The 22,884-nt window shown below is 64.5% G+C and carries 21 protein-coding genes; 17 read left to right on the top strand and 4 right to left on the bottom strand.

The features are described 5' to 3' along the window. The first annotated feature begins 44 nt into the window (after positions 1-44). Genes AWB83_RS06210 through AWB83_RS06190 form a run of 5 tightly spaced genes read left to right on the top strand, consistent with a single transcriptional unit; the run spans position 45 to position 6,428 of the window. Positions 45-1,106 carry an ABC transporter substrate-binding protein gene (locus AWB83_RS06210; protein WP_087043398.1) on the top strand — a complete coding sequence of 354 codons (1,062 nt, stop codon included), beginning with the start codon at positions 45-47 and terminating at the stop codon, positions 1,104-1,106. Positions 1,107-1,116: 10 nt separating this feature from the next. Further along, positions 1,117-2,187, top strand: a complete 1,071-nt coding sequence (locus tag AWB83_RS06205; RefSeq protein ID WP_087043397.1) for an ABC transporter ATP-binding protein — start codon at positions 1,117-1,119, stop codon at positions 2,185-2,187. A gap of 9 nt (positions 2,188-2,196) precedes the next feature. Then, complete coding sequence (locus tag AWB83_RS06200; protein WP_087043396.1) at positions 2,197-3,978, top strand: ABC transporter permease subunit; 1,782 nt, start codon at positions 2,197-2,199, stop codon at positions 3,976-3,978. 26 nt (positions 3,979-4,004) lie between these two features. Beyond that, positions 4,005-5,546 (top strand): AMP-binding protein, encoded by a 1,542-nt coding sequence (locus tag AWB83_RS06195; RefSeq protein ID WP_087043395.1) that lies wholly within the window; start codon positions 4,005-4,007, stop codon positions 5,544-5,546. A 39-nt stretch (positions 5,547-5,585) separates the two neighbouring features. After that, a complete protein-coding gene (locus tag AWB83_RS06190; protein WP_087043394.1) occupies positions 5,586-6,428 on the top strand; it encodes an IclR family transcriptional regulator in 843 nt (280 codons plus the stop codon). A 29-nt stretch (positions 6,429-6,457) separates the two neighbouring features. Here the strand turns inward: AWB83_RS06190 and AWB83_RS06185 are convergent, their stop codons facing one another. The 3 genes from AWB83_RS06185 to AWB83_RS06175 form a co-directional block, all read right to left on the bottom strand. Further along, a complete protein-coding gene (locus AWB83_RS06185) occupies positions 6,458-6,655 on the bottom strand; it encodes a ribbon-helix-helix protein (RefSeq protein WP_011493367.1) in 198 nt (65 codons plus the stop codon). A gap of 157 nt (positions 6,656-6,812) precedes the next feature. Continuing rightward, entirely contained in the window at positions 6,813-7,580 is a 768-nt protein-coding gene (locus AWB83_RS06180) for a fused MFS/spermidine synthase (protein ID WP_143750023.1), read from the bottom strand. Between the two features lie 109 nt (positions 7,581-7,689). Beyond that, positions 7,690-8,136: a hypothetical protein gene (locus AWB83_RS06175; RefSeq protein ID WP_208636714.1), complete on the bottom strand. Its 447-nt coding sequence runs from the start codon at positions 8,134-8,136 to the stop codon at positions 7,690-7,692. Between the two features lie 620 nt (positions 8,137-8,756). On the opposite strand from AWB83_RS06175, the gene hyfB reads away from it, so the two are divergent. Genes hyfB through AWB83_RS06145 form a run of 6 tightly spaced genes read left to right on the top strand, consistent with a single transcriptional unit; the run spans position 8,757 to position 15,913 of the window. Next, positions 8,757-10,766 carry a hydrogenase 4 subunit B gene (gene hyfB / locus AWB83_RS06170; RefSeq protein ID WP_087043392.1) on the top strand — a complete coding sequence of 670 codons (2,010 nt, stop codon included), beginning with the start codon at positions 8,757-8,759 and terminating at the stop codon, positions 10,764-10,766. Further along, complete coding sequence (locus AWB83_RS06165) at positions 10,763-11,713, top strand: respiratory chain complex I subunit 1 family protein (RefSeq protein ID WP_087043391.1); 951 nt, start codon at positions 10,763-10,765, stop codon at positions 11,711-11,713. Before hyfB ends, AWB83_RS06165 begins: the two co-directional genes overlap by 4 nt. Beyond that, positions 11,714-12,373 (top strand): formate hydrogenlyase, encoded by a 660-nt coding sequence (locus AWB83_RS06160; RefSeq protein ID WP_087043390.1) that lies wholly within the window; start codon positions 11,714-11,716, stop codon positions 12,371-12,373. Then, positions 12,366-13,826: a hydrogenase 4 subunit F gene (locus tag AWB83_RS06155; RefSeq protein WP_087043389.1), complete on the top strand. Its 1,461-nt coding sequence runs from the start codon at positions 12,366-12,368 to the stop codon at positions 13,824-13,826. The genes AWB83_RS06160 and AWB83_RS06155 overlap by 8 nt, the downstream gene beginning before the upstream one ends. Positions 13,827-13,829: 3 nt before the next feature. After that, entirely contained in the window at positions 13,830-15,386 is a 1,557-nt protein-coding gene (locus AWB83_RS06150; RefSeq protein WP_087043388.1) for a hydrogenase large subunit, read from the top strand. Then, positions 15,386-15,913 (top strand): NADH-quinone oxidoreductase subunit B family protein, encoded by a 528-nt coding sequence (locus AWB83_RS06145; RefSeq protein ID WP_087043387.1) that lies wholly within the window; start codon positions 15,386-15,388, stop codon positions 15,911-15,913. Before AWB83_RS06150 ends, AWB83_RS06145 begins: the two co-directional genes overlap by 1 nt. A gap of 57 nt (positions 15,914-15,970) precedes the next feature. Here AWB83_RS06145 and AWB83_RS06140 read toward each other — a convergent pair whose 3' ends face one another. Then, positions 15,971-16,624: a TetR/AcrR family transcriptional regulator gene (locus AWB83_RS06140; RefSeq protein WP_087043386.1), complete on the bottom strand. Its 654-nt coding sequence runs from the start codon at positions 16,622-16,624 to the stop codon at positions 15,971-15,973. 95 nt (positions 16,625-16,719) lie between these two features. Between AWB83_RS06140 and AWB83_RS06135 the strand changes: the two genes are divergently transcribed. From AWB83_RS06135 to AWB83_RS06110, 6 genes are all read left to right on the top strand, one after another. Next, entirely contained in the window at positions 16,720-17,295 is a 576-nt protein-coding gene (locus AWB83_RS06135; protein WP_087043385.1) for an NnrU family protein, read from the top strand. 112 nt (positions 17,296-17,407) lie between these two features. Next, positions 17,408-17,794 carry a potassium channel family protein gene (locus AWB83_RS06130; protein WP_087043384.1) on the top strand — a complete coding sequence of 129 codons (387 nt, stop codon included), beginning with the start codon at positions 17,408-17,410 and terminating at the stop codon, positions 17,792-17,794. A gap of 79 nt (positions 17,795-17,873) precedes the next feature. Further along, positions 17,874-18,158 (top strand): YtcA family lipoprotein, encoded by a 285-nt coding sequence (locus AWB83_RS06125; protein ID WP_087043383.1) that lies wholly within the window; start codon positions 17,874-17,876, stop codon positions 18,156-18,158. A gap of 19 nt (positions 18,159-18,177) precedes the next feature. Beyond that, complete coding sequence (gene mdtN / locus AWB83_RS06120; RefSeq protein WP_087043382.1) at positions 18,178-19,236, top strand: multidrug transporter subunit MdtN; 1,059 nt, start codon at positions 18,178-18,180, stop codon at positions 19,234-19,236. Positions 19,237-19,245: 9 nt separating this feature from the next. Further along, the gene (locus tag AWB83_RS06115; RefSeq protein ID WP_087043381.1) at positions 19,246-21,360 is read left to right on the top strand and encodes an FUSC family protein; all 2,115 of its coding nucleotides are present in this window, start codon (positions 19,246-19,248) and stop codon (positions 21,358-21,360) included. Next, positions 21,357-22,844, top strand: coding sequence for an MdtP family multidrug efflux transporter outer membrane subunit (locus AWB83_RS06110; RefSeq protein WP_087043380.1), 1,488 nt, complete (start codon positions 21,357-21,359; stop codon positions 22,842-22,844). The genes AWB83_RS06115 and AWB83_RS06110 overlap by 4 nt, the downstream gene beginning before the upstream one ends. Positions 22,845-22,884: the final 40 nt, after the last annotated feature.

Genomic DNA, 22,884 nt, shown 5'->3' with positions numbered 1-22,884 from the left:
TCGAGCCGTTTTCTTTCTCAACCCCTGTGCGGGAGACCTGAACAATGACGCAAGACTTCAACCCGGCGCGGCGCCGCATTCTTCAAGGCGCGGGCGCGCTCGCCGTGGCCGGCGCGATGCCGCTCGCGGCGCGTGCGCAAACGAAGCAGATCGTGGTGTCGGACCCGGGCGGTCCTTATACGACGGCATATCGCGAAGCGTTCTACGATCCGTTCGAGAAGGCCACCGGCATCAAGGTGGTGAGCGTCGCGCGCGAATCGCAGCCGGTCGCCCAGTTCGCGGCGATGGTGCAGACGAAGAACTACGTGTGGGACGTGACGACGCTCACGCTTTCCGCCGACATTCCGTATCTCGAAGCGAAAGGTCTGCTCGAACCGATCGGTCTCAAGGCGAGCGATTACCCGGACGTCATGTCCGAGGCGATCACGCCGAACTGGCTCGGCGTCGATGTGTATTCGACGGTGCTCGCCTATCGCGCGGACAAGTTCAAGGACAACGGCCCGAAATCGTGGGCGGACTTCTGGGACGTGAAGCGCTTTCCGGGCCGCCGGTGTCTGCGCCGCAGCCCGCTCGACACGCTCGAACAGGCGCTGCTCGCCGACGGCGTGCCGCTCGACAAGCTCTATCCGCTCGACGTGGACCGCGCGTTCAGGAGCCTCGACAAGATCAAGCCGCACATCAACATCTGGTGGACCTCGGGCGCGCAGGCGATGCAGGCGATCCAGAGCGGCGACGTCGACCTGATCTCGACGTGGAATGGCCGTGCCCAGGCCGCGAAGGATGCCGGCGCGCCGGTGAACATCGTGTGGAATCAGGGCTTGTATTCGATCGAAGGCTGGGGCATTCCGAAGGGCACGCCGCGCGCGGACGCCGCGAAGCAGTTCGTGCGTTTCTGCGCCGATGCGAAGCGCCAGGCGCTGCTCACGCGCACGCTCGCCTACGGCCCGACCAACAAGCGCGCGTTCGACACCATCAGCAAGGAGCGCGCGACGCTTCTGCCCACCGCGCCGGACAACATCCGCGACATGAAGCTGCCCAACCCGCAATGGTGGGAAGAGAACCGCCAGAAGGTCACCGAGCGGTTCAACTCGTGGATCATTTCGTGAGGATGGCAAGATGAGCTCGAAACTCGAGGCGATCGGCATTGCGAAGCGCTACGGCGAATCGGTCGCATTGGAACCGACGGATCTCGCCGTGCAGGCCGGCGAATTCCTGACACTGCTCGGTCCCTCGGGTTCGGGCAAGACCACGTTGCTGCAGATGATCTCGGGCCTGGTCACGCCGAGCGCGGGGCGCATCGAGATCGACGGGCGCGACGTCACGCATGTCGAGCCGGGCAAGCGCGGCATCGGCATGGTGTTTCAGAGCTACGCGCTCTTTCCGCACATGAGCGTGTGGGACAACGTCGCGTACGGCTTGCGCATGCGCCGCAAGTCGCGCGAGGAAGTGCGCGCGGCCGTCGACGATGCGCTCTCGATGGTGCGCATGACCGAATACGCGCGGCGCTTCCCGAAGGAGCTGTCGGGCGGGCAGCAGCAGCGCATCGCGCTGGCGCGCTGCTTCGCGTATCGGCCATCGGTGATTCTGCTCGACGAGCCGCTCGGCGCGCTCGATAAAAAACTGCGCGAGCACATGCAGTCGGAGATTCGCCGCCTGCACAAGGAGCTCGGCGCGACCTTCGTCTACGTGACGCACGATCAGGACGAGGCGCTCACCCTCTCGGACCGCATCTGCCTGATGAATCAGGCGCGCATCGAGCAGGTGGGCACGCCCGCGGATCTGTACGATCGTCCCGCCACGCGCTTCGCGGCCGGTTTCATCGGCCATTCGAATCTGCTCGAAGGCGCGCTGGACGACACGCGCGGCGCGAGCGGCGAGCCGATCCTGCTCGCGGCGGGTGGCCGCATTCCCCTGCCGGTCAACGCGATGGGCGCATCGGTCACGCCTGCTGCACGCCACACGCTGCTGGTGCGTCCCGAAGCGCCGCGCATCGTCGAGCCGCAAAGCGGCTTCGTCGACGGCACGATTTCGGACGTCGTGTTCTTCGGCAGCGACACGCGCGTGCAGCTTGCGATGAACGACGGCAGCGCGCTCACCGTGCGATGCGAGCGCAGTTTGACGCCACGCATCGGCGACAAGGTGGGTCTCGTATGGGACCCGTATCGCACGACGCTGTTGCACGCCTGAGGAAACGTCATGACCATCGCCCTACATGCGCATCGCGAGAACGATGCCGCGCGTCGCGGCCGGTTCGTGCGGCTCACGCGCTGCATGCGCGTTCTGCCGATCGTGCCGACGCTGCTGTTCCTGCTGGTGTTCTTCATCGTGCCGGTCGGCGAGATTCTGCAAGGCGGGCTCGTCGGCGCCGATGGGCAATTCGGTCTCGCGCAGTTCGAACGCATCGCGCGCACGCCCGTCTATGCCAAGGTGCTGTGGATCACCTTCGCCATCTCGTTCATGACGGCGGCGCTCTCGATCCTGCTCGGCTATCCGGTCGCTTACATGCTGAGCCGCCTGTCGGAGCGCGTGCGCGAGCGCTGGCTCCTGTGGATCATGCTGCCGTTCTGGACCAGCTATCTCGTGAAGACCTATGCGTGGATGCTGCTGCTCTCAAAGACCGGCGTGCTCTCGACCATCGCGCTTTCGCTCGGACTCGTGCACGAGACGAGCGGCACGATTCCGTCGCTCACCGGCGTGCTCATCGGCATGGTCCACTCGATGCTGCCGCTCGCCGTGATGACCATGCTTCCCGTGATGCGCGGCATCGACGATCGCCTGGCGCAAGCCGCCGAAACGCTCGGCGCCGAGCGCAGCACGAGCTTCTTCACGGTGTTTCTGCCGCTGTCGTCGCCGGGCGTCGCGGCGGCGGGGCTGCTCGTGTTCATTTCGAGCCTGGGCTTCTTCATCGTGCCGGCGCTGCTCGGTTCGCCTCGCGAAACGATGATCGCGCAACTGGTCATCTCGTCCGTGCTCGAACTGTTCGACATGCGTTTCGCGGGTGCGCTCTCGACCGTGCTGCTCGTTTGCTCGATCGTGATCTTCTTCGTGTACGACCATATGGTGGGCCTGACGTCGCTCACGGGCGAAGCGCCGGTGCGCCAGCGCGGCACGCGCTCGAAAGGGCTGAAGCTCGCCCTCTTGATGACGGCGGGGCGGCTCTCGGCGCCTTTCGTCATGCGCCGCGACCCCGCCGCGAACCCGGGCGCGCGCGCCATGAGTCCGCTCGGCCTTTATACCTTCGTCATCATGGCGTTGCTCGTCGCGCCCGTGCTCTCGGTGATTCCCTACGCGTTTACGCAAAGCGACTTCATCGCGTTCCCGCCGAAGCTTTTCAGCACGAGATGGTTCGGTACCTTCATGAGCTCGCCCGTGTGGCAGAGCGCGATCATCCGCTCGTTCGAAGTGGGGCTGGGCACGGCGGTGCTCTCGCTGCTGCTCGGCTTCGGCGCGACGTTCGCGATGACGCGCATGCCGCGCCGCGCGAGCAAGCCGCTGTTCGCGCTCCTGGTCGCGCCGCTCATCGTGCCGCGCATCGTCGTGGCCGTAGGCTTGCTGTATCTCTTCGGGCGCTTCGGTCTCACAGGGACGAATCTGGGGCTCGTGATCGGCCATACGGTGCTCGCGATTCCGTATGTGGTGGTCACGCTCGGCGCGGGCTTCCAGCGCTTCGACTGGCGTCTCGACGACGCAGCTCGCGTGATGGGGGCGTCGTACTTGCGGCGCATCACGTCGGTCGTGCTGCCGCTCCTGATGGCGAGCGTGACCGCCGCGTTCCTGTTCGCGTTCCTCGTGTCGTTCGATGACCTGACCATCGCGATCTTCGTGAGCGGCGGCATCAACTCGACGCTGCCCAAGCAGATGTGGGACGACATTCAGCTCGCGGTCACGCCGACACTCGCCGCGGTTTCGACCACCCTCGTCATTCTGATCGCGCTCGTCGTCGCGGTTTCTTCCTGGCTCAAGCGCCGCACGCGCTAAATCTCAGGGTTTCAATCGGTTCAGACATGCATCGTTACTCAGACTATTTCGCTCATCGTCACGCAGAGGACGAACTGGATTGCGTGCCGCTGCTCGCGGCAGGCCTGCGCACCGCGCCCGCGCGCACCGTCGTGCATTTCGACGATCACGCGATCACATGCCAGGACGCCGCGCGGCACATCGCGCAGTTGCAGCGCTGGTTCGCCGATGAAGGACTCGTGCAGGGCGACTGCGTCGCCGTGATGCTCGGCAACAGCCCGGAGCATATTCACCTGATCTACGCGCTCGTGCTGAGCGGCCTCGTGTGGGTGCCGGTGAACACGAAGCTGCGCGCGGCGGGCCTCGAATATCTGCTGCAGCATGCGGAGCCGAAGCTTCTCGTGATCGATGACGAATTCGATGCCGCGACCGCATCGATCGATTGCGGCGCGTCGAGGCGCGTCCGTCTGCCGGCCTTCGATGCGAACGATGCGAACGCGCAATTCACGACGCCCGACATCGGCGTACAGGATCCGCTGTGCATCATCTACACGTCGGGCACGACGGGCGCGCCGAAGGGCGTCGTCTTCACGCACCGGATGATGCGCATCGCGAGCGAAGCCGCGCTGAAAGTCGCGGACGTGCGCGAAGGCGATCGCCTGTTTCTATGGGAGCCGCTATGCCACATCGGCGGCGCGCAGATGCTGCTGCTGCCGTTCCTCGAAGCCGTCACGCTGCACGCGGTGCCGCGATTTTCGGCATCGCAGTTCTGGCCGCAGGTCGAGCGCGCCGGCGCGACGCAACTGCATTATCTCGGCGGCGTACTCGACATTCTCATGCAAATGCCCGAAGACGCGCAGCCCGCGTCGCATACGCTGCGCGTCGCATGGGGCGCGGGCGTGAGCGCGTCGGCGTGGGAACCGATTCAGGAGCGCCTGAAGGTGCGTCTGCGCGAGTGCTACGGCATGACCGAATGCTCCAGCTTCGCGACCATGAACGCCACCGGCAAGCCGGGCTCGATCGGCCGCGCGCTGCCGTGGATCGACATCGAATTGCTCGATGAAAGCGGCCAGCCCGTGAAGGAAGGCGAGGCCGGCGAAATCGTATTGACGAGCAGGGTAGAGGGCACGTTCCTGCCGACGTACCTGAAGAATCCCGACGCGACGAATGCCGCGCTGCGCAACGGCAAGCTGCACACGGGCGACCGCGCGCGCCGCGACGCCGACGGCGATCTGTACTTCATCGGCCGGCAGACGGACAGCATGCGCGTGCGCGGCGAAAACGTGTCGGCGTGGGAAATCGAGCGCATTTTCGCGGCGCATCCGGCGATTCGCGCGAGCGCGGCGATCGGCGTGGCGTCGGCGATCGGCGAGCAGGATATTCTGCTCAACGTCCAGTTCAAGGACCAGCCGGTCGAATGGGAAGCGATGCACGCGTGGGCGTGCGAGCGTCTCGCGAGTTTTCAGCTGCCACGCTACTATCGCGCGGTAGCGGGTTTCGAATTGACGGCGAGCGAGCGCATCAAGAAGCATCTACTGCCGCGCAGTGTGGAGGACGCATGGGACCGGCTGGGGAAAGCACGGGGCTAGTGCGATAATTTGCGGTTCGAACCGAAGACAACCCGACCGATGAACGACGAGCCCAAAGCCCCGCGCAAGCGCAAGACCTCCGCAGCGACGCCGCTTGGCGAGACGGCGGATCCGACTGCGTCGTCGCTTTACGTGCAGTCCGTCGAAAAGGCGATGAAAGTGCTCACCGCCTTCGACGGCAGCAAGCGTCAGTTGTCGCTCTCGGAGATTTCATCGATCACGGGCTTCGATATGAGCGCGACGCAGCGCTTCACGTACACGCTGTCGGCGCTCGGCTATCTCTTCAAGGACCCGGACAGCCGCAAGTACGAGTTGTCGCCGCGTCTGCTGGACTTCACGTATCACTACCTCACGTCGAATGAACTTGTAAGCCGCGCGACGCCGTATCTCCAGCAACTCGGCTCGGAGACGGAGGAGGCGACCAACCTCACCGTGCTCGACGATACCGACATCGTGTTCGTGCTGCGCATCGTGAGCCGCAACGTGTTCAATGCGCATGTGATCACCGGCTCGCGTCTGCCCGCGTATTGCACGGCGCCCGGACTCGCCATTCTCGCGACGCTCGCCGACGGCGAAATCGACGACATTCTCTCGCGCACGAATCTCGTGCCCTACACGGCGTCGACCGTGTATCAGCCGCGCAAGATCAGGGAGCGTATCGCGCAGATCCGCAAGCAGGGCTACGCGCATACGGAAGACGAATACTTCGTCAGTGACATTTCCACGGCGGCCGCCATCACGAACGTGCACGGGCGCGGCATCGGCGCGGTGAACATCGCGGTCGCGCGCTCACGCTGGCAGCCGGATCGTGATGAAAAGCGCTTCGCGGATCTCGTCATTTCCACGGCATCGGCCATTTCGACGCGGCGGCGCGTGGAGTAAGGTCAGTCTCTGAACTGGCGCCGACGTACTCAGGCGGTTTTTCGGCGCGGACGCGCGCCAATCGCGCTCTTGGTCCTGTAGCTGACGCCATGCTGATCGAGGTAGTCGCGGATCAGTTGCCGCACCACCTGCGAGGGCGTCAGGTCCTGCGCCGCGCACAGTTTTTCGAACGCTTCCTTCTTCACAGGATCGATCAGAATCGTGAGTCGAGCGCTTTTCGTTTCCATGACGGGGCAAGGTCCAAGTATGTTAATTAAATTATAATACATCGCGTGGACCGAGTCATCTTCGCGGCACCGGAATCACACGGCGGCAGGCGGCTCCCGCTGGATCATTCAGGCCGCGAACCGCAGGGCGCTGTCCAACGGCGACAGACGCAGCTGCTCAGCACGTTCGTTCATATCGTTGCCAGCTGAATTTCTTGCCGTACTCGATGCGCGTGGCCGTCGCATGGAGATTCACCGCATGTGTGGGTCCGAGCGCCCGCGCGCGGTCGAGCATCGTCGCCAAGGACGGAAGCTCATCCGCTCCTTTCCACGCGAAAACAGTGACGTTGTGTTCGCTGCCTTCGGACGGCGCCAGGGTCACCGCGTTCGCAAAGACTTCCCTGAGCGAGCGCAAGTAGCTATGGAAATCCGGTTCGTCGGTCACCAGATTGGCGACCAGGACGCCGTCATCGCTCAACCTGCGGCGACAGGCTTCATAGAACGTCCTGCTGCCCAGCTCGGCGGGCAGGCCATCGGCATTGAAACCGTCGACCAGCAGCACGTCGGGGCGGTGATCCGGAGTCTTGACGTACTGCGCCCCGTTGGCGCAAACCACGCTGAAGCGCTCACTGTCATGCGGCACGTGGAACCGGTCTCGCAGCGCGATCACTTCGGGGTCGATCTCGACGACGGCAATCACGCTGTCGGGCAAGTGGCGATGACAGTATTTCGCCAGCGAGCCGCCACCCAGACCGATCATCGAAATGCGGCGCGGGAATGGCCGGAACAGCAGGAAGCCCATCATGGTGCGCGTATAGCCCAGCGCAAGGGCGTACGGATCGTGCCGCAACATGGTGCTCTGCACGCCGCGCGCATCGAAGTACAGTGACACGACCTGGTCATTCTCGATGACCACCGGCTTGCTCGCCTTCCGCTTTCTGTTCATGTGCGAGACCGAAAGATTCCGATGCAGGGACAATCGACCCTGAGCCAATGCTTCTGCCAACCTGCTCGCCATGCATAGGCCGTGACCCGCGCGAACCTGCGGGGCGCGTTCAGTGCATCGAGCCTGCGATGACCTGGGCCAGGAACGCCCGCAACAGCGGGTCCCAGCGTTCATTCCCCAAGGCGATTTCGGTCGTGTCGAGCCGCTTCATTTCCCGATCGAAGTACACGGCGCGAAGCGATCTTGGGTGCGGCGGACCGACGAAGAACTGGCCATCGTCGTCCAGAAACAGAAATGGCTTCTGCCTGTAGCGGGCCCCGAGCAGGGAGGTTGGATCCAGGACATGGCGGGCCGATTCCTTCTGATAGACAAAAATGACGTTGACTCCACGTTCTTCCAGGCGGTCGCAGATATCCGAAAAACGGTAAAGCATCTGGAATCCGCGTTCGCCCGCCTTGCCGACGCCGATGACGATCAATCCGCGACGACCCATCACGTCCCGCAGATGCAGGTGCGTGTAGTCGTGGGACAGCAGCGGAACACTCACATCAATCACGTCGACCTCCCTGCCATACGCAGGCATACACCTCGTTTCGCGCAAGCCCGGCCTGCAACGTGACCAACAAGAGTCCTGCCCGAGCCTGCCATATTATTAGCATTTCAGGATAAGTCAATGATCATTGTATTATCATGTTTCGGCGATGCCCATTGCGAACGGAGCCGGCATGTTCGTTGTGCAATCTCGCTGAATCATCTTCTATGGAATCGGATCGATAAAGCTGCTAGGATGATAACGCCATTATCATAAACAGCTAATCAGGAGCTAACTTGATCCTCCTGGAGAGCGTACCCTCCGAGGGGCGAGTGATGCCATGGGATGTTGCGGATGGGTCCGAGGCAGCAACGAATTGTCGGCAGATCACCATCAGTTCAAACGTGCCCCGGCGACGCGATGGGGCAGGACTTCCGGAGAGCCCGTGATACGCGACTTCTTTCGCCCTGGTCCCGCGCACATCCTGATCGCGCTGAAGCCTTCACGAAATCGATGGGGCGCGGCCTGTACCGGTACGTCAAGAAAATGAAACGTCATCACGGGGCAGGGCCCGTCCGGGGATACCCTTCGTCCAACACGCTGGACGTCGAACGGGACATCTGACGGTAATGGAGACAACGCCGATGGAACATCTGCTGGTCGTCCATTACGTGCTGCTGGTGGTCGCGGGCTGGCTCGTAGTCGGGGTTCTTGGGCTCGTCAACCTGCGCCGCACGCGCGTCGTGGCGCATGGCCTGTTTCCGGTCGGCGCGGTGTTCGGCCTGCTTCTGTGCGGACTGGGCCTGATCGGCGTTTTCGCGGGTCCCCAGCAAGCCGTCCTGCCGCTCGGGTTGCCGGATCTGCCGTTCCATCTGCGGCTCGACGGCCTGTCAGCCTATTTTCTCTGTGTACTCGGGGTGGTGAGCGCGGGTGTCAGCACGTTCTCCGCCGGCTATTTCCGCAAGGGCGAGGGCACGCCGCCCGGATTATTGTGCTTCGAATATCACGTGTGTCTTGCGAGCATGGCAGTGCTGTTGCTGGCAGACGATGCGTATTGCTTCATGGTGTCGTGGGAGACGATGACGCTCTCGGCCACCTTCCTGGTGATGACCAATCACCGCATTGCCGAGATCCGCCGCGCGGCCTGGCTCTACTTCCTGATCTCCCACGTCGGCGCGCTGGCGCTCCTGCTGTGCTTCGGCCTGCTGCAGGCCAATACGGGCGACTATACCTTCGCCAACATGCGCCAGCAACATCTGGACGTGTTCTGGGCGTCTATCGCGTTTCTGCTTGCGCTGTTCGGCTTCGGGACGAAAGCGGGCATCTTCCCGCTGCATGTCTGGCTGCCCGAGGCGCATCCTGCCGCACCGTCGCCGGTATCAGCTCTCATGAGCGGCTTCGTGCTGAAGGCCGGCTTGTATGGCGTGTTGCGCACGGTGTTCGACCTGCTGCACGTGCAGATTGCATGGTGGGGCGTGCTCATGCTGACGCTCGGACTCTTCACCGCCCTGTTCGGGGTCGTGTTCAGCGCAATCCAGACGGACATGAAGCGGCTGCTCGCGTACTCGTCGATCGACAATATCGGCCTGATGTTCGTCAGCATGGGGCTGGCGGTCCTGTTTCGCGCGTACGGCATGAACACGCTGGCGGCCTTGTCATTGACGGCGCTGCTGTATCAGATCGCGAGCCACGCGACGTTCAAAAGCCTGCTGTTCATCGGGACGGGTTCCGTGCTCCATGCGACAGGCGAGCGCAATCTCGGGCATCTGGGCGGTCTGATCCGCTTCATGCCGTGGACCGCGTGGGCCGCCCTGGTGGGCGTGCTGTCCAGCGCGGGACTGCCGCCGTTGAGCGGCTTCGTCTCCGAGTGGCTGTTGCTGCAAAGCTTTTTGTTTACGCCGGGCTTGCCCGACCCGTTTCTGAACATGGTGGTCCCGGTCGTCGCGGCGCTGATCGCTCTCGTGGCCGCGCTCGCGGGCTACACGATGGTCAAGTTCTTCGGCATCGTCTTTCTCGGCCAGCCCCGCGAGGCGAAGCTGCGCGATGCACGGGACGCAAGTCCGTGGGAGCGGGCCGGGTTCGCCTGGCTGGCGGCGATATGCGTGCTGCTCGGGCTGTTGCCGGTGCAGTTCGTGGCCGTTCTGGATCGCGTCACGCAGATGCTGGTGGGCGCCGGTATCGGGCGAGCCGTGGCGAAAAATGGCTGGCTGCTGCTCGCTCCAACGAGCGTGGACCGGGCCAACTACATGCCGGCGGTTTTCCTGCTGTTCTTCGTTGCCTGTTGCGGGCTCGCGTGGCTGCTGGTACGCCGTCTCTATCATGGGCGCCTGCGGCGGGCGGCCCCCTGGGCCTGCGGCTTTCCGTTCGTGAACGCGCGCATGCAGGACACAGCAGAAGGGTTCGGGCAGCCCATCCGCGAAATCTTCGCGCCTATGTTCAGGATCGAGCGGCGGCTGCCTTCTCCATTCGACACACACCCCGAGTACAGCGTCACCGTGACGGATCGCGCGTGGTCCCTGATCTACGAGCCGCTCGAGCGGATGGCCAAGCGCCTCGCGGCACTGGCCGGCTTGCTCCAGACAGGCCGCATCGCGGTCTATCTGATGCACAGCTTTCTCGTGCTGATCGTGCTGCTGATGCTGGTGAGACGATGATCACACTCTCCGGATTGCTCTCCCAGGGGCTCGAGATCCTGCTCGCACTGGCGGCGGCGCCCTTGTTGACGGGCTGGGTCAATATGTGCCGCGCGAGATTGCAGAACCGCCGGGCGCCGAGCATCTGGCAGCCCTACCGGATGCTTCACAAGCTGTTCAACAAGGAGTCGATCGTCGCCGATCACGCCAGTCCGATATTCCGCGGCGCGCCGTATGTCGTCTGGGCATGCATGACGCTCGCCTGCGCGATCGTACCCACGCTCTCGACCGATCTTCCCCTGTCGCCGGCCGCGGACGCGATCGCGCTGGTGGGCCTTTTCGCGCTGGCTCGCGTGGCAATCTCGCTGGCCGCGATGGACGTCGGCACCGCGTTCGGCACGCTCGGCGCGCGCCGGGAGATGCTGGTTGGCTTCCTCGCGGAGCCTGCACTGCTGATGGTGCTGTTTTCGGCGTCGCTGATCACGAAGTCGACCTTGCTGACGAGCATCGTCGCCACGCTGAGCCATCGCGAGCTGGCGATCTATCCGAGCCTCGCGTTCGCAGGGATCGCGTTCACGATGGTGTCGCTCGCCGAAAACGCGCGCCTGCCGGTCGACAACCCGACCACGCATCTCGAACTGACCATGATTCACGAGGCGCTGATCCTCGAGTATTCCGGCCGGCATCTCGCGCTGATGGAATGGGCCGCGAGCCTCAAACTGTTCGCGTACTCCTGCATCGGCCTCGCCTTGTTCGTTCCGTGGGGCATCGCGGAGGCCGGCAACCCGATGTCGCTGCTGCTCGCGATACCCGCACTGTTCGTCAAGTTACTGGTGGGTGGCGCGGCGCTCGCGGTCGTCGAGACGACCAACGCGAAGATGCGCGTTTTCCGCGTGCCGGAGTTTCTCGCGACCGCGTTCCTGTTGGCCGTCATCGGGATGCTCGTTCACTTTTTGCTGGGAGCTTGAATGCACGGCTTCGCGACGCAGCTCGTCAACTTCCTGGCCGCCATCCTGTTGCTGCTGTCGTTCGCGATGCTCAGCCAGCGCCGGATCCTGTCGCTGATCCACCTGTATACGCTGCAGGGCCTGACGCTCGTGTCGGCCAACGTCATCCTGGGCTACGTCACCGCCGACGTGCACCTCTATATCTCCGCCGCCCTGACGCTGGTGCTGAAGGTCGGCCTGATCCCCTGGATACTTTACCGGCTCGTGCAGCGGCTCGACGTCAGAACGGACGTGGAGTCGCTCCTCAATATTCCGGCCACGCTGCTGATCGGCATCGTGCTCGTGATCGTCGCGTTCAACGTTGCGTCGCCGATCAGCCAGCTCGCCTCGTCGGTCGCGCGCGGCACGCTCGGCATCGCACTCGCCTGCGTGCTGCTGTCCTTCATGATGATGATCACGCGTGCGAAGGCGATCCCTCAGGTAATCGGCTTTCTGTCGATGGAAAACGGCCTGTTCTTTGCCGCTGCCGCGGCGACGAACGGCATGCCGATGATCGTCGAACTCGGCATCGGACTCGATGTGCTGGTGGGCATCCTGATTCTTGGCGTGTTCATGTTCCAGATTCGCGAGCAGTTCGACAGTCTGGACATTCATCACCTTGAAAAACTCAAAGATGACTGAAGCCTGGGTACTGCTGCTGGTTTTCGGAATCCCGCTCCTCGCGGGCATGTGTCTGGCGCTGGTGGGACAGCACCATGTCGCGGCCGAGCTCAACGTCGGATTCAGTTTCCTGACCTTTGCCGCCGCCGTGCTGCTCGCCGTGAAGACCGTGGCGCACGGGCCCGCGTTCGCGCTGGGCCAGCTGTTCTTCGTCGATCCGCTCAACGTGTTCCTGGTCGCGCTGACGGCCTTCGTCGGCTGGACCACGTCGATCTTTTCGAGGCCGTACATGCGCATCGAGCGTGACCGCGGCAAGATGACCGGCCCGCGCATGCGCCTCTACCACAGCATGTACCAGCTGTTCATCTTCGCGATGCTGCTCGCGCTGCTCACCAACAACATGGGCATCCTCTGGGTCGCCATGGAAGCCGCCACGCTCGCCACGGTGCTGCTGGTCAGCGTCTATCGCACGGCGGCGAGCCTGGAAGCCGCGTGGAAGTACTTCATCCTGTGCGGCGTCGGCATCGCGCAGGCGCTGTTCGGCACGATCCTTCTCTATCTCGCCGCGAGCCGGGAGCTCGGCGGCGGCGATGCGCTGCTCTGGACCAGCCTGAACGCGGTCAAGGGCAGCCTCGACCCGACCATCATTTCGCTCGCGTTCGTGTTTCTGCTGATCGGCTATGGCACCAAGGTCGGCCTCGTGCCCATGCACAACTGGCTGCCCGATGCACATGCCGAGGGTCCTACGCCGATCTCGGCCGTGCTGTCCGGTCTGCTGCTCAACGTCGCGCTCTATGCGGTGCTGCGCTGCAAGGTGCTGGCCGATGGCGCACTCCGGAACGGCCTGCCGGGACACCTGCTGGTCGGCTTCGGACTGGTCTCGGTGCTGATCGCCGCCTTTTCGCTGTTCCGGCAGAGAGACGTCAAGCGGCTCTTTTCGTACTCGTCGATCGAACACATGGGTCTGATGACGTTCGCCTTCGGGCTCGGCGGCCCCATCGCCACCTTCGCAGGCCTGCTTCACATGACGGTCCATTCGCTGGTGAAGTCGGCGATCTTCTTCACCGTCGGGCATGCGGCCCAGAAGGCCGGCACTCAGGCGATCGACGACATCCGCGGATTGCTGCGCGTGAGCCCGACCGTTGCCTGGGGCATGATGCTCGGCGCGCTCGCCATCCTGGGCATGCCGCCATTCGGCGTCTTTGCGAGCGAGTTCCTGATCCTGACGATCGCGATGAGCAAGCTCCCGTGGGCCACGCCCTTCCTGTTGCTCGCGCTTGCTGCCGCGTTCGCCGCCATCTTCGTGCGCGTGCAGGGCATGGTGTTCGGGGAGACGACGGCCAAGGTTCTCGAACATCCGCCGGCGTTGTTGCCCGTATTCGTCCATCTCGGCGCCGGTCTGATGCTGGGACTCTACATTCCGCCCTATCTTGCGACGTGGTATCGGCAGGCGGCGGCCATGATTGCGGGGTGACACATGCGCATCGAGGCATTCGGATTTCCCAACCTGGTTCGCCTGTCCGTTTTTGCGGGCAGGTCCTCGGCTTATCTCGCACGGGTCGATCACGACACGTGGACCCGCACCGCCGCCGCAGTGCGCGAGGCGGGTGGCCGTCTGATCTCCCTGTGGGGCACCGAAGAGCCGGCGGGCACGTTTGTGATTTCCGCCGCGTATGCACTGGAAGACGGCATCGTGTGGCTTCAGTCGCCTGCGGGCGACGTGCATGAGAACGGATACCCGGACCTGTCGGCCATCTTTCCGGGCGCGACGCGTATGCAACGCGCGGTCTACGATCTGCTGGGACTGGGTGCGATCGGCGCCGAAGATACGAGGCCGTGGCTGAACCATGGTAACTGGCCCGCCGACTACTATCCGCTGCAGAAGCTGTCTTCAGGGGCCGAACGGTTCGAATCGCGGGAAGCGGACTATCCGTTCGTGCCGGTCGCCGGGGACGGCGTCCACGAGATCGCCGTGGGCCCGATCCACGCAGGCGTGATCGAGCCGGGACACTTCCGCTTCTCGGTCGTCGGCGAGAAAGTGCTGCGGCTCGAGGAGCGGCTCGGTTACGCGCACCGGGGCATCGAAAGGCTGTTTCAGCAAACGCCCCTGTTGCTCGGGCATCGTCTGGCGGGACGAATCGCGGGTGATTCCACCGTCGCGTTTTCGTGGGCGTATTGCATGGCGGTCGAACGGGCAATCGACGTCCGGATTCCGCCGCGCGCGCAGTGGCTGCGTGCGCTGCTGCTCGAACGTGAGCGCATTGCCAACCACCTCGGCGATCTGGGCGCGCTCGGCAACGATGCCGGGTTCGCGTATGGCCTGGCCGCGTTTTCCCGCCTGAAGGAAGACTGGCTGCGCATGAACGAGCGGATCTTCGGCCACCGCTATCTGATGGATCGGATCGCTCCCGGAGGCATGGCAACGGACATCGATCCGCGCGGCATCAGCGCGATGCTGACGCAGTGCGAACAGATCGACACTCAGGTTCGCGTGATGCAAACCATCTACGACGACCAGTCTGGGCTTCAGGACCGCTTTGCCGGCGCGGGCATCCTTTCGGCGAGGGTGGCGGAGCACTTTGGTGTGTGCGGGCTGGTCGGGCGCTCCAGCGGACGGAAGATCGATGTGCGCGTCGATCATCCGTACGCGCCATACCACGAGGTTCGGGTGCAGCCGGTCAGCGATGACCGGGGCGATGTGGCAGCCCGGGTCGCGGTGCGGTTCAACGAGGTCTACGAATCGGTCCGGTTGATCCGGACGCTCCTGTCCGACCTGCCAGGCGGTGACATCGTCAAGCTGATTGAACACGAAGGCGCGCCATCCTGCGGGGTGGGGTGGATCGAGGGCTGGCGGGGCGATGTGTTCGTCGCAGTCGAGACCGGGGCGGACGGGACCATTTTGCGCTGCCACTGCCATGACCCGTCGTGGCAGAACTGGCCTGCTTTGGAGCATGCGATCATCGGCAATATCGTTCCCGATTTTCCGCTGATCAACAAGTCGTTCAATCTGAACTACGCGGGACACGACCTGTAATGTGGCAACTCATCAAACGGATCGCGACAACCGGCGCGCCGGACAGGCGCGTGCCAGAAAGCGATGACGCATGGCGTACCGAAAGCCAGCAGATCCAGCAGGACATACTCGACGTATTAGGCCGGGCGCTGTGCATTCGCGAGATCGACGCGGGCTCCTGCAACGGGTGCGAGCTGGAGATACACGCGCTCAACAACCCGTACTACAACATCGAAGGTCTCGGGATCAAGTTCGTCGCGAGTCCCCGCCATGCCGACATGCTGCTGGTCACCGGCCCGCTGACGCTGAACATGAACGAAGCGGTGCGGCGGGCATACGAAGCGACGCCCCATCCGAAGCTGGTGGTCGCAGTGGGCGAGTGCGCCTGCACCGGTGGCATGTTCAAGGAAAGCTATGCCGTGTGCGGACCGATCTCGAAACTGCTTCCTGTCGACGTCACGATACCGGGTTGTCCGCCGCCCCCCATCGATATCCTGAGAGGCATTCTCGCCGCGCTCCGTGTGAAACGCGCGGTGCTCGCGCCGTGATCGCCGGCGGTGAGCCACGAACCGCCGCCGCGGGAATCACGTCCGTCCCGCGCAGGCTCAGGTACTTCTCAATTGGCCGCCGCCCGCATTGAGAATCACGTCGAGCAGCGCCATCGCGTCCATGCCTCCGGGCAGGCTGCGGACGATGGGGTCGAGTCGCCCATCGATCTTCAGCATCGCGAAGCCGTGGACGAGCGACCACGCCGTCATCAGGCGCGCGGCTGCGTCGACCGGCAACGTCGCATCGGGACCTGGTTGCGCCCCGACCGCTTCGCGCAGCACCGACGCCGCCGCATTCATCGCTTCGCGCAGATTGGGCCGTTCGAGGTCGAGTCGTTCGCTGCGGAACATGAGCAGAAACAAACCGGGAAACCGCGTCGCGAACTCGACGTAGGCACGCCCCAGCGCAGCCAGCCGGGCCTCCGGCGTGTCTGCTGCGGCAGCCGCGTCGAGCAGGCAGCGCTGAAAGCGTCGAAAGCCGACGGCTGCCAGCTCGCTGAGCAGTCCGGCCACATTGTCGAAGTGATTTTTCGGCGCGGCGTGAGAGGCGCCAGCCTCGCGCGCGGCAGCTCGCAGCGTCAGTCCATCGATACCCTCGCGAGCGAGGATCCGCTCGGCGCCTTCCAGCAGGGCTTCACGCAACGCGCCATGATGGTAGGGGCGCCTGGCCGTATCTGCCAATGCCGGCTTGCCTGTTTTTCTGGTTCCCATCCGTACCGTCTCTATATTGACAGCGTCAATTTTAGCTTGACGAAGACTGGACGGGTATCTAATCTTGATGTTGTCACTGTCAATATTTTCTACCGATGCTAATCTTCGCGCTGGGTCTCATCGTGTTCTTTGGCGTCCACTCCATATCGATCGTCGCGCCGCGCTGGCGGGATGCGCAGGTCGGCCGATTGGGCGACGGCCGGTGGAAAGGACTTTTTTCGCTCGTGTCGATCGCGGGCTTCGTCGCGATGCTCTACGGCTATGGCATCGTTCGGCACGCACCGGTGCTGGTCTACGTGCCGCCGATCGCGTTGCGGCACCTCGCCTTGCTGCTCATGGTGCCCGTCTTTCCTCTATTGATCGCCGCGTACTTCCCGGGCCGCGTCAGGCACCTGTCCCGGCATCCCATGCTGCTGGCCGTCATCCTGTGGGCGCTATCGCACCTGATCACCAACGGAACGCTGAACGACGTATTGCTGTTCGGCGCTTTCCTCGTCTGGGCGGTGGCGGACCTGATCTCGGTCGGTCGTCGTGCACATGTGCGGCCGGTGCCGGGTGCGCCGGCTTCGGCGATGAACGATGTGATCGTCGTAGTCGGCGGATTGGGCTTGTACGCATTCATGTTGCTGTGGGGTCACGCCCATCTGATCGGTGTATCGCCGATTCCCTGATTGACCCGATCCGGACTCGCGTTCGCTGTCGACGACGATTCGTCTGGCTGGAGAGTACTATCTGTCCAGTGCCTTCCAACGAAACGCCCAGACAGTTCGCGAGGTTCACGACATGGACGAGCGCACCGGGGACGTTGATCACGCCCGGATCTCACCGCGCAACGCGGTCGGGGAGACCGCCAAGGTTCTCTGGCATCTGCGCGGCATTCTGGCGATTCTGCTGGTGGTCTTCCTGATCTTGTCGGTGGGCATGTATTACGGTGGAGGGGCCGTCAATACCGCCACGCGAACGCGGTCATCGATGGGCGAGACGTTCTACTTCTGCGCGGTGACTGCGCTGACAATCGGTTATGGCGACGTCGTGCCCACCACGACGCTCGGTCGCATCATAGCGGTGCTGCTCGGATTGCTGGGCGCGTTGATGACGGGCGTCATCACGGCCTCGGCTGTTTACGGGATCCAGGCGGCGGCCCACCGAGCAGGACTGCTGCCGCGCTAGAAACCAGGACGTCATTTCGATCGAGGGCGGATGGAAAGGACCGTGACCCTCCCCGGACGTACGACTTTGGAGCGAACCCATGCCACTCGTCAGAGTCGAATGCTCGAAGCGCGCAGCCGGCGTTGCGGCGCTCGCCAGTATCCTTGTCTCGGGTTGCGCCTATGCGCCGTCGATCAGCGTGCTCGGCGCGTACTTCCCGGACTGGCTGTTCTGCATCGTCGCAGGCGTGGCGCTCACAGTCATCCTCTATCTGGTATTGAGTCGATTGAAGGCCAGCAATCTGTTATGGCCTTCGGCCCTGGTGGTTCCTGCAACCGTTACATTGCTTTCACTCGCTGTCTGGTTGGTGCTGTTCCAACATTGAATCTCCATCAGGTGGTGCAATGGCGACGACTGTCAGCAAGACAAAAAAGAATCCATGGCCGGCCATCATACTGATCCTGGCGGCGCTGCTGCTGCTGTTCTTCGTCATCCGCCAGCTGGATCGCGCACCGCGCACCGACGACGCCTACGTCTATGCGGACACGATCGACGTCGTTCCTGAGGTCAACGGACGTATTGTCGAGCTGGCCGTGCACGACAATCAGGCGGTGAGGCAGGGCGACCTGCTGTTTCAGATCGATCCGCGTCCGTATCAGGATGCGCTCACGCGAGGCAAGGCGTCGCTCGTCGCGCTCGACCGCCAGATCGAGCTCACGCAGCGCACGGTCAACGCGCAGCAGTACAACGCGCAGTCGGTGCGCGCCGCCGTCGAGCGTGCGCGAGCCGCGGCGAATCAGGCTTCCGATACCCTGCGCCGCATGGAGCCGCTGCTGTCGCAGGGATACGTGTCGGCGGAGGACGTCGACCGCGCGCGCACCTCGCAACGCGCCACGCAGGCCGAGCTCAGCGCTGCGCAACTGCAGGCGCAGCAGGCGGCGGCGGCCGTGAGCGGCGTCGACGCGCTGGTCGCGCAACGCGCCGTCGTCATGGCGGAAATCGCAATCGCCGAGCTGCAGCTGGAATACGCGACCGTGCGGGCGCCGTTCGACGGGCGCATCGTGTCGCTGAAGACCTCGACGGGACAATATGCGTCGGCGCTCAAGCCCGTTTTCACGTTGATCGATACGCGTCGCTGGTACGTGGTTGCGAACTTCCGCGAGACGGAGCTCGAGGGCGTGAGGGCAGGGACGCCCGCCACCGTCTACCTGATGAGCGATACGGCGCGCCGCTACCGCGGAAGCGTCGATTCCGTCAGCTATGGCGTCGCGCCCGACGAGGGCGGACTCGCGTTGCCGGGCGGCTTGCCGCGGATTCAACGCACGCTGAACTGGGTTCACGTATCGCAGCGGTTCCCGGTGAAGATCCGCGTCGACAATCCGGACCCGGAGCGCTTTCGCGTCGGCACGTCGGCGGTGGCCGTGCTGGAGCCCGCGCGCGGCGCCGGCGGCGATCGCCGTTGAGGGGCGCCCATGGCCGCCGCCGACTACCTGCCTGCCGCGTTGCGCGACTCCGGCCGCTTCCTGAGGCGCGAGCTCGCGCCTTTCCCCGGCCGCGTCAATGTGATGTTGCGCTGCATGCTGACGAGCGCGATCGCGATCGTCGCGTCCATGGCGCTTCAAGTGCCGGAGCTCGCGCTCTCCTTGCTGGTCGTGTTCTACGCCACGCAGTCGAACGTCGTGATCACGCGGCTCGTCGGCGTGATGTTCATCGTCGGATCGACGCTCGCCATCGGACTGTCGATTCTGCTTTTGAAGTTTACCTTCGACTATCCGTTGCTGCGCATCGTCGCTGCGAGTGTGCTGTTCTTCATCAGCGTGTATCTGCTTCGCGTGCTCAGGATCGGCGTGGTGTTCTTCGTCGTCGCCATCGTCGTGATCTACGTGCAGAGCTTCGTCGACCGGACCGATCAGGCCGAGCTGCTGATCCGCGCCGTTCTCTGGGTGTGGGTCGCCGTCAATTATCCGATTGCGCTGACGCTCGTGGTCAATACGCTGCTGTTGCCCGCCGAGCCGAGGTTGCAGCTCGACGCGGAAATGCACCGGCAACTCGCGGCGCTGGATGCGCGGCTCACACGACTGATCGACGGCGCCGCGGACGCCGCGCCGGTCACGCTCGCGGCCGTCCAGCAAGGCGCGCTCACGCTGCAGAAGCTGCTGCGCTTCACGACGATGCGCGATGCGCACTATCGCGAGCATCAGGCGTTGCAGCTTGCATGCATCGCGACGGTCTCGCGTCTTTATCGCGGTGCAAGCGACTTGCCCGACGCATGGCCGCGCGCATCGCAGGCGCAGCTCGCGATGTTGCGCGAGCTGCGCGCGAACGTCCGCGCGCTCGATGAATCGGTGATGTCGGGCGAGCGCTATCGCCATGTAGCCACGGTGGCGCCGGACGAACGCGCCGCCGCCGACGCGATCCCCGGAGCGGGCGAAGTGCAGCGGGCGTTGCATGCATACGCCGATCTCGTCGCGAGCGGCGCGGAGCCCGGCACGCCGCCCGCGAGCGAGCCGATGGTCGCGCCCGACGCGTGGACCAATCCCGCCTACATGCGCTTCTCGCTGAAGACGCTGCTCGCCGTGCTGATCTGCTACGTGTTCTATAACGCCGCCGACTGGCAGGGCGTCCACACGATCATGCTGACCTGCGTGATCGTCGCGCTGCCGAGTCTCGGCGCGTCGACGCAGCGCGCGTTGCTGCGGGTCGCCGGGGCGGTCATCGGCAGCGCGCTGGCGCTTTTCATGGTCGTGTTCGTCGTTCCGCACCTCGACGATGTCGTTGGTCTGCTGCTGATGACGCTGCCGGTGATCGCGTTCGGCTCGTGGATATCCGCGGGGTCGGAGCGGATCGGCTACGCGGGCATCCAGCTCGTGTTCACCTTCTCGCTGGCGTTGCTCGAACGCTTTGGTCCGACGATCAACCTCACCGAAATCCGCGACCGCCTGGTGGGCATTCTGCTCGGCGTCGGCGTGGCGACCTTCGTGCAGATGTCGTTCTGGCGCGAAGGCGAGAGCGACGTGCTGCGGCAGAAGCTCGCAACCCTTCTGCGCGCGATCGCCGCGCAGCTTCATGCGCCGCAGGCGGGCGCGGGAAGCCACGACGAGCTGCCCTATGCGCAGCGCCAGCTGCAGGCGTGGGCCGTGCTCGCCGATGCCGAGGCGACGCTTTCGCGCGTCGCGCTCGAGCCTGGCTGGCAGGAAGGCGAGCAGGTGCATTTGACGCTGCGCGCACAGACGGTTCTTGCGCAGGCGCGCGAGATCATGCTGGCGGGCGATGCGCTGCGCAACGCGCTGGCGGCGCAGGCGGGATCGTCGAGCCCGCAGGCGGTCGATGTCGTGGGCTCGACGCAGGAACTGGCCGCCGCCGAACTCGGACGATACGCGGACGGTCTCGCTGCCGATCAACCCGCGGCCCATGCGCCCGCCGCCCTTGCGCCTCACCGCGCCGGCATCGCGGCGCAGCCGGCCGGGCCCGGCGACGCGGCGCTCATTACCGCAGCGGACGAGCTGCTGCGGCAGGTCGCGGCGTTGCCCGACTGGCGCGTCGAGAGTCCGGTCGCCGCGTCTCCATCGGAGGCGATACGAACATGAATGCACGATCGAACCGGCGCGATCGTCGATGGCGTCCGCGCATCGTGTGCCTCGCGTGGATGGCGTGCGTGTTGCCGGGCTGCGCGCTGATCCATCACGACAGCACGCCGTATGCCGAGATCGCGCCCGAGCAGATCAATCTGGCGAACGACATTCATCTCGCGCGCGACGGCTGGCCCGCCGCGCGCTGGTGGACGCGCTATCAGGATGCGCAGCTCGATACGCTCATCGACCAGGCGCTCGTCGACGCGCCGACGATGGTGATCGCGCGCACGCGCGTCGCACAGGCGAAGTCGGATGTCGAGCTCGTCAGAACCGGATCGAGCCTGCAGGTGGTCGCGCTGGCGATGCTCGATCGCGAGCATGTCTCCGCCCACGGATTTCTCGGTCCGTTCGCCATGAACGAGCCGGCCCAGGGTCTGACGGGGCCGTGGTACACGGAGGGCATCGTCGGGCTGGGCGCGAGCCTGAACGTCGACATCTGGGGCAAGCAGCGCGCGCAGATCGCCGCGTCGCTCGGTGTGAGCAACGCGCGCATCGCGGAGACGTCGGCGGTCGAGCTCGAGATATCGACAGACGTTGCGCAGCTTTACTACGGGATTCAGACGACGTACAGGCTGATCGGGCTATTGAACGAATCGCACGAGATCGCGGCGTTCGCGGTGCAGGCGCATGAGGCGCGCGCGGCGCGCGGCCTCGAATCCCGCACGCTGCTCGAAGAAGCGCGCGCGCAACAGGTGGCGATAGAACGGCAGCTCGCTTCCGCGCAGGCGCAGGTCAGGCAACTGCGCGAATCGATGCGCGCGCTCGTCGGCGCGGGTCCCGAGGGCTTGCGCGCCATCGAGCCGGTCGCGCTGCCGGTCTCGCAGGCGGCCTTGCCGGCGACGCTCTCGTATGAGTTGCTCGCGCGCCGTCCGGACCTGCAGGCCATGCGCTGGTATGTCGAGGCGTCATTCGACCGGATCGACGCAGCGAAGGCGGCGTTCTACCCGAGTTTCGACATCAAGGCGTTCTTCGGCTTCGACGCACTGCATCTCGGCGACCTCTTCACGCACGCCAGCCAGCAGATCAACCTGATTCCCGGCCTGTATCTGCCGATCTTCGACGGCGGCAGGCTCAACGCGAACCTGAGCGGCGCGCGCGAAGGCAGCAACCTGCTCATCGAGCAATACAATCAGGCGGTCCTCAACGCGGTGCGCGATGTCGCGCAGACGGGCAGCCGTCTGCAGGCGCTCGATGAGGAGACCGAGTTGCAAAAGCGCCGGATCGAATCGATTGCGTTCACGAGGGACAGCGTCGAGGCTCACTATCGACGCGGACTGACGAGCCGGCTCGCGGCGCTCGAAGCGCGTCAGCCGGTAATCGCGGAACAGGTCGCGCTGCTCACGCTCAATGGTCAGTCGATCAGCCAGGAGATTGCGTTGACGAAGGCGCTTGGCGGCGGCTATCGCGCTGATCCGCCGGTCGGTCTGACGCCGCGTTGAAGGGGGCTCGCCGGCGCCCGCTGTCCGACACCTTTGCACC

This window comes from Caballeronia ptereochthonis, from assembly GCF_001545075.1.
GTDB classification, from domain to species: Bacteria; Pseudomonadota; Gammaproteobacteria; order Burkholderiales; family Burkholderiaceae; genus Caballeronia; species Caballeronia ptereochthonis.
This window is presented reverse-complemented; position numbering and strand designations above follow the sequence as displayed.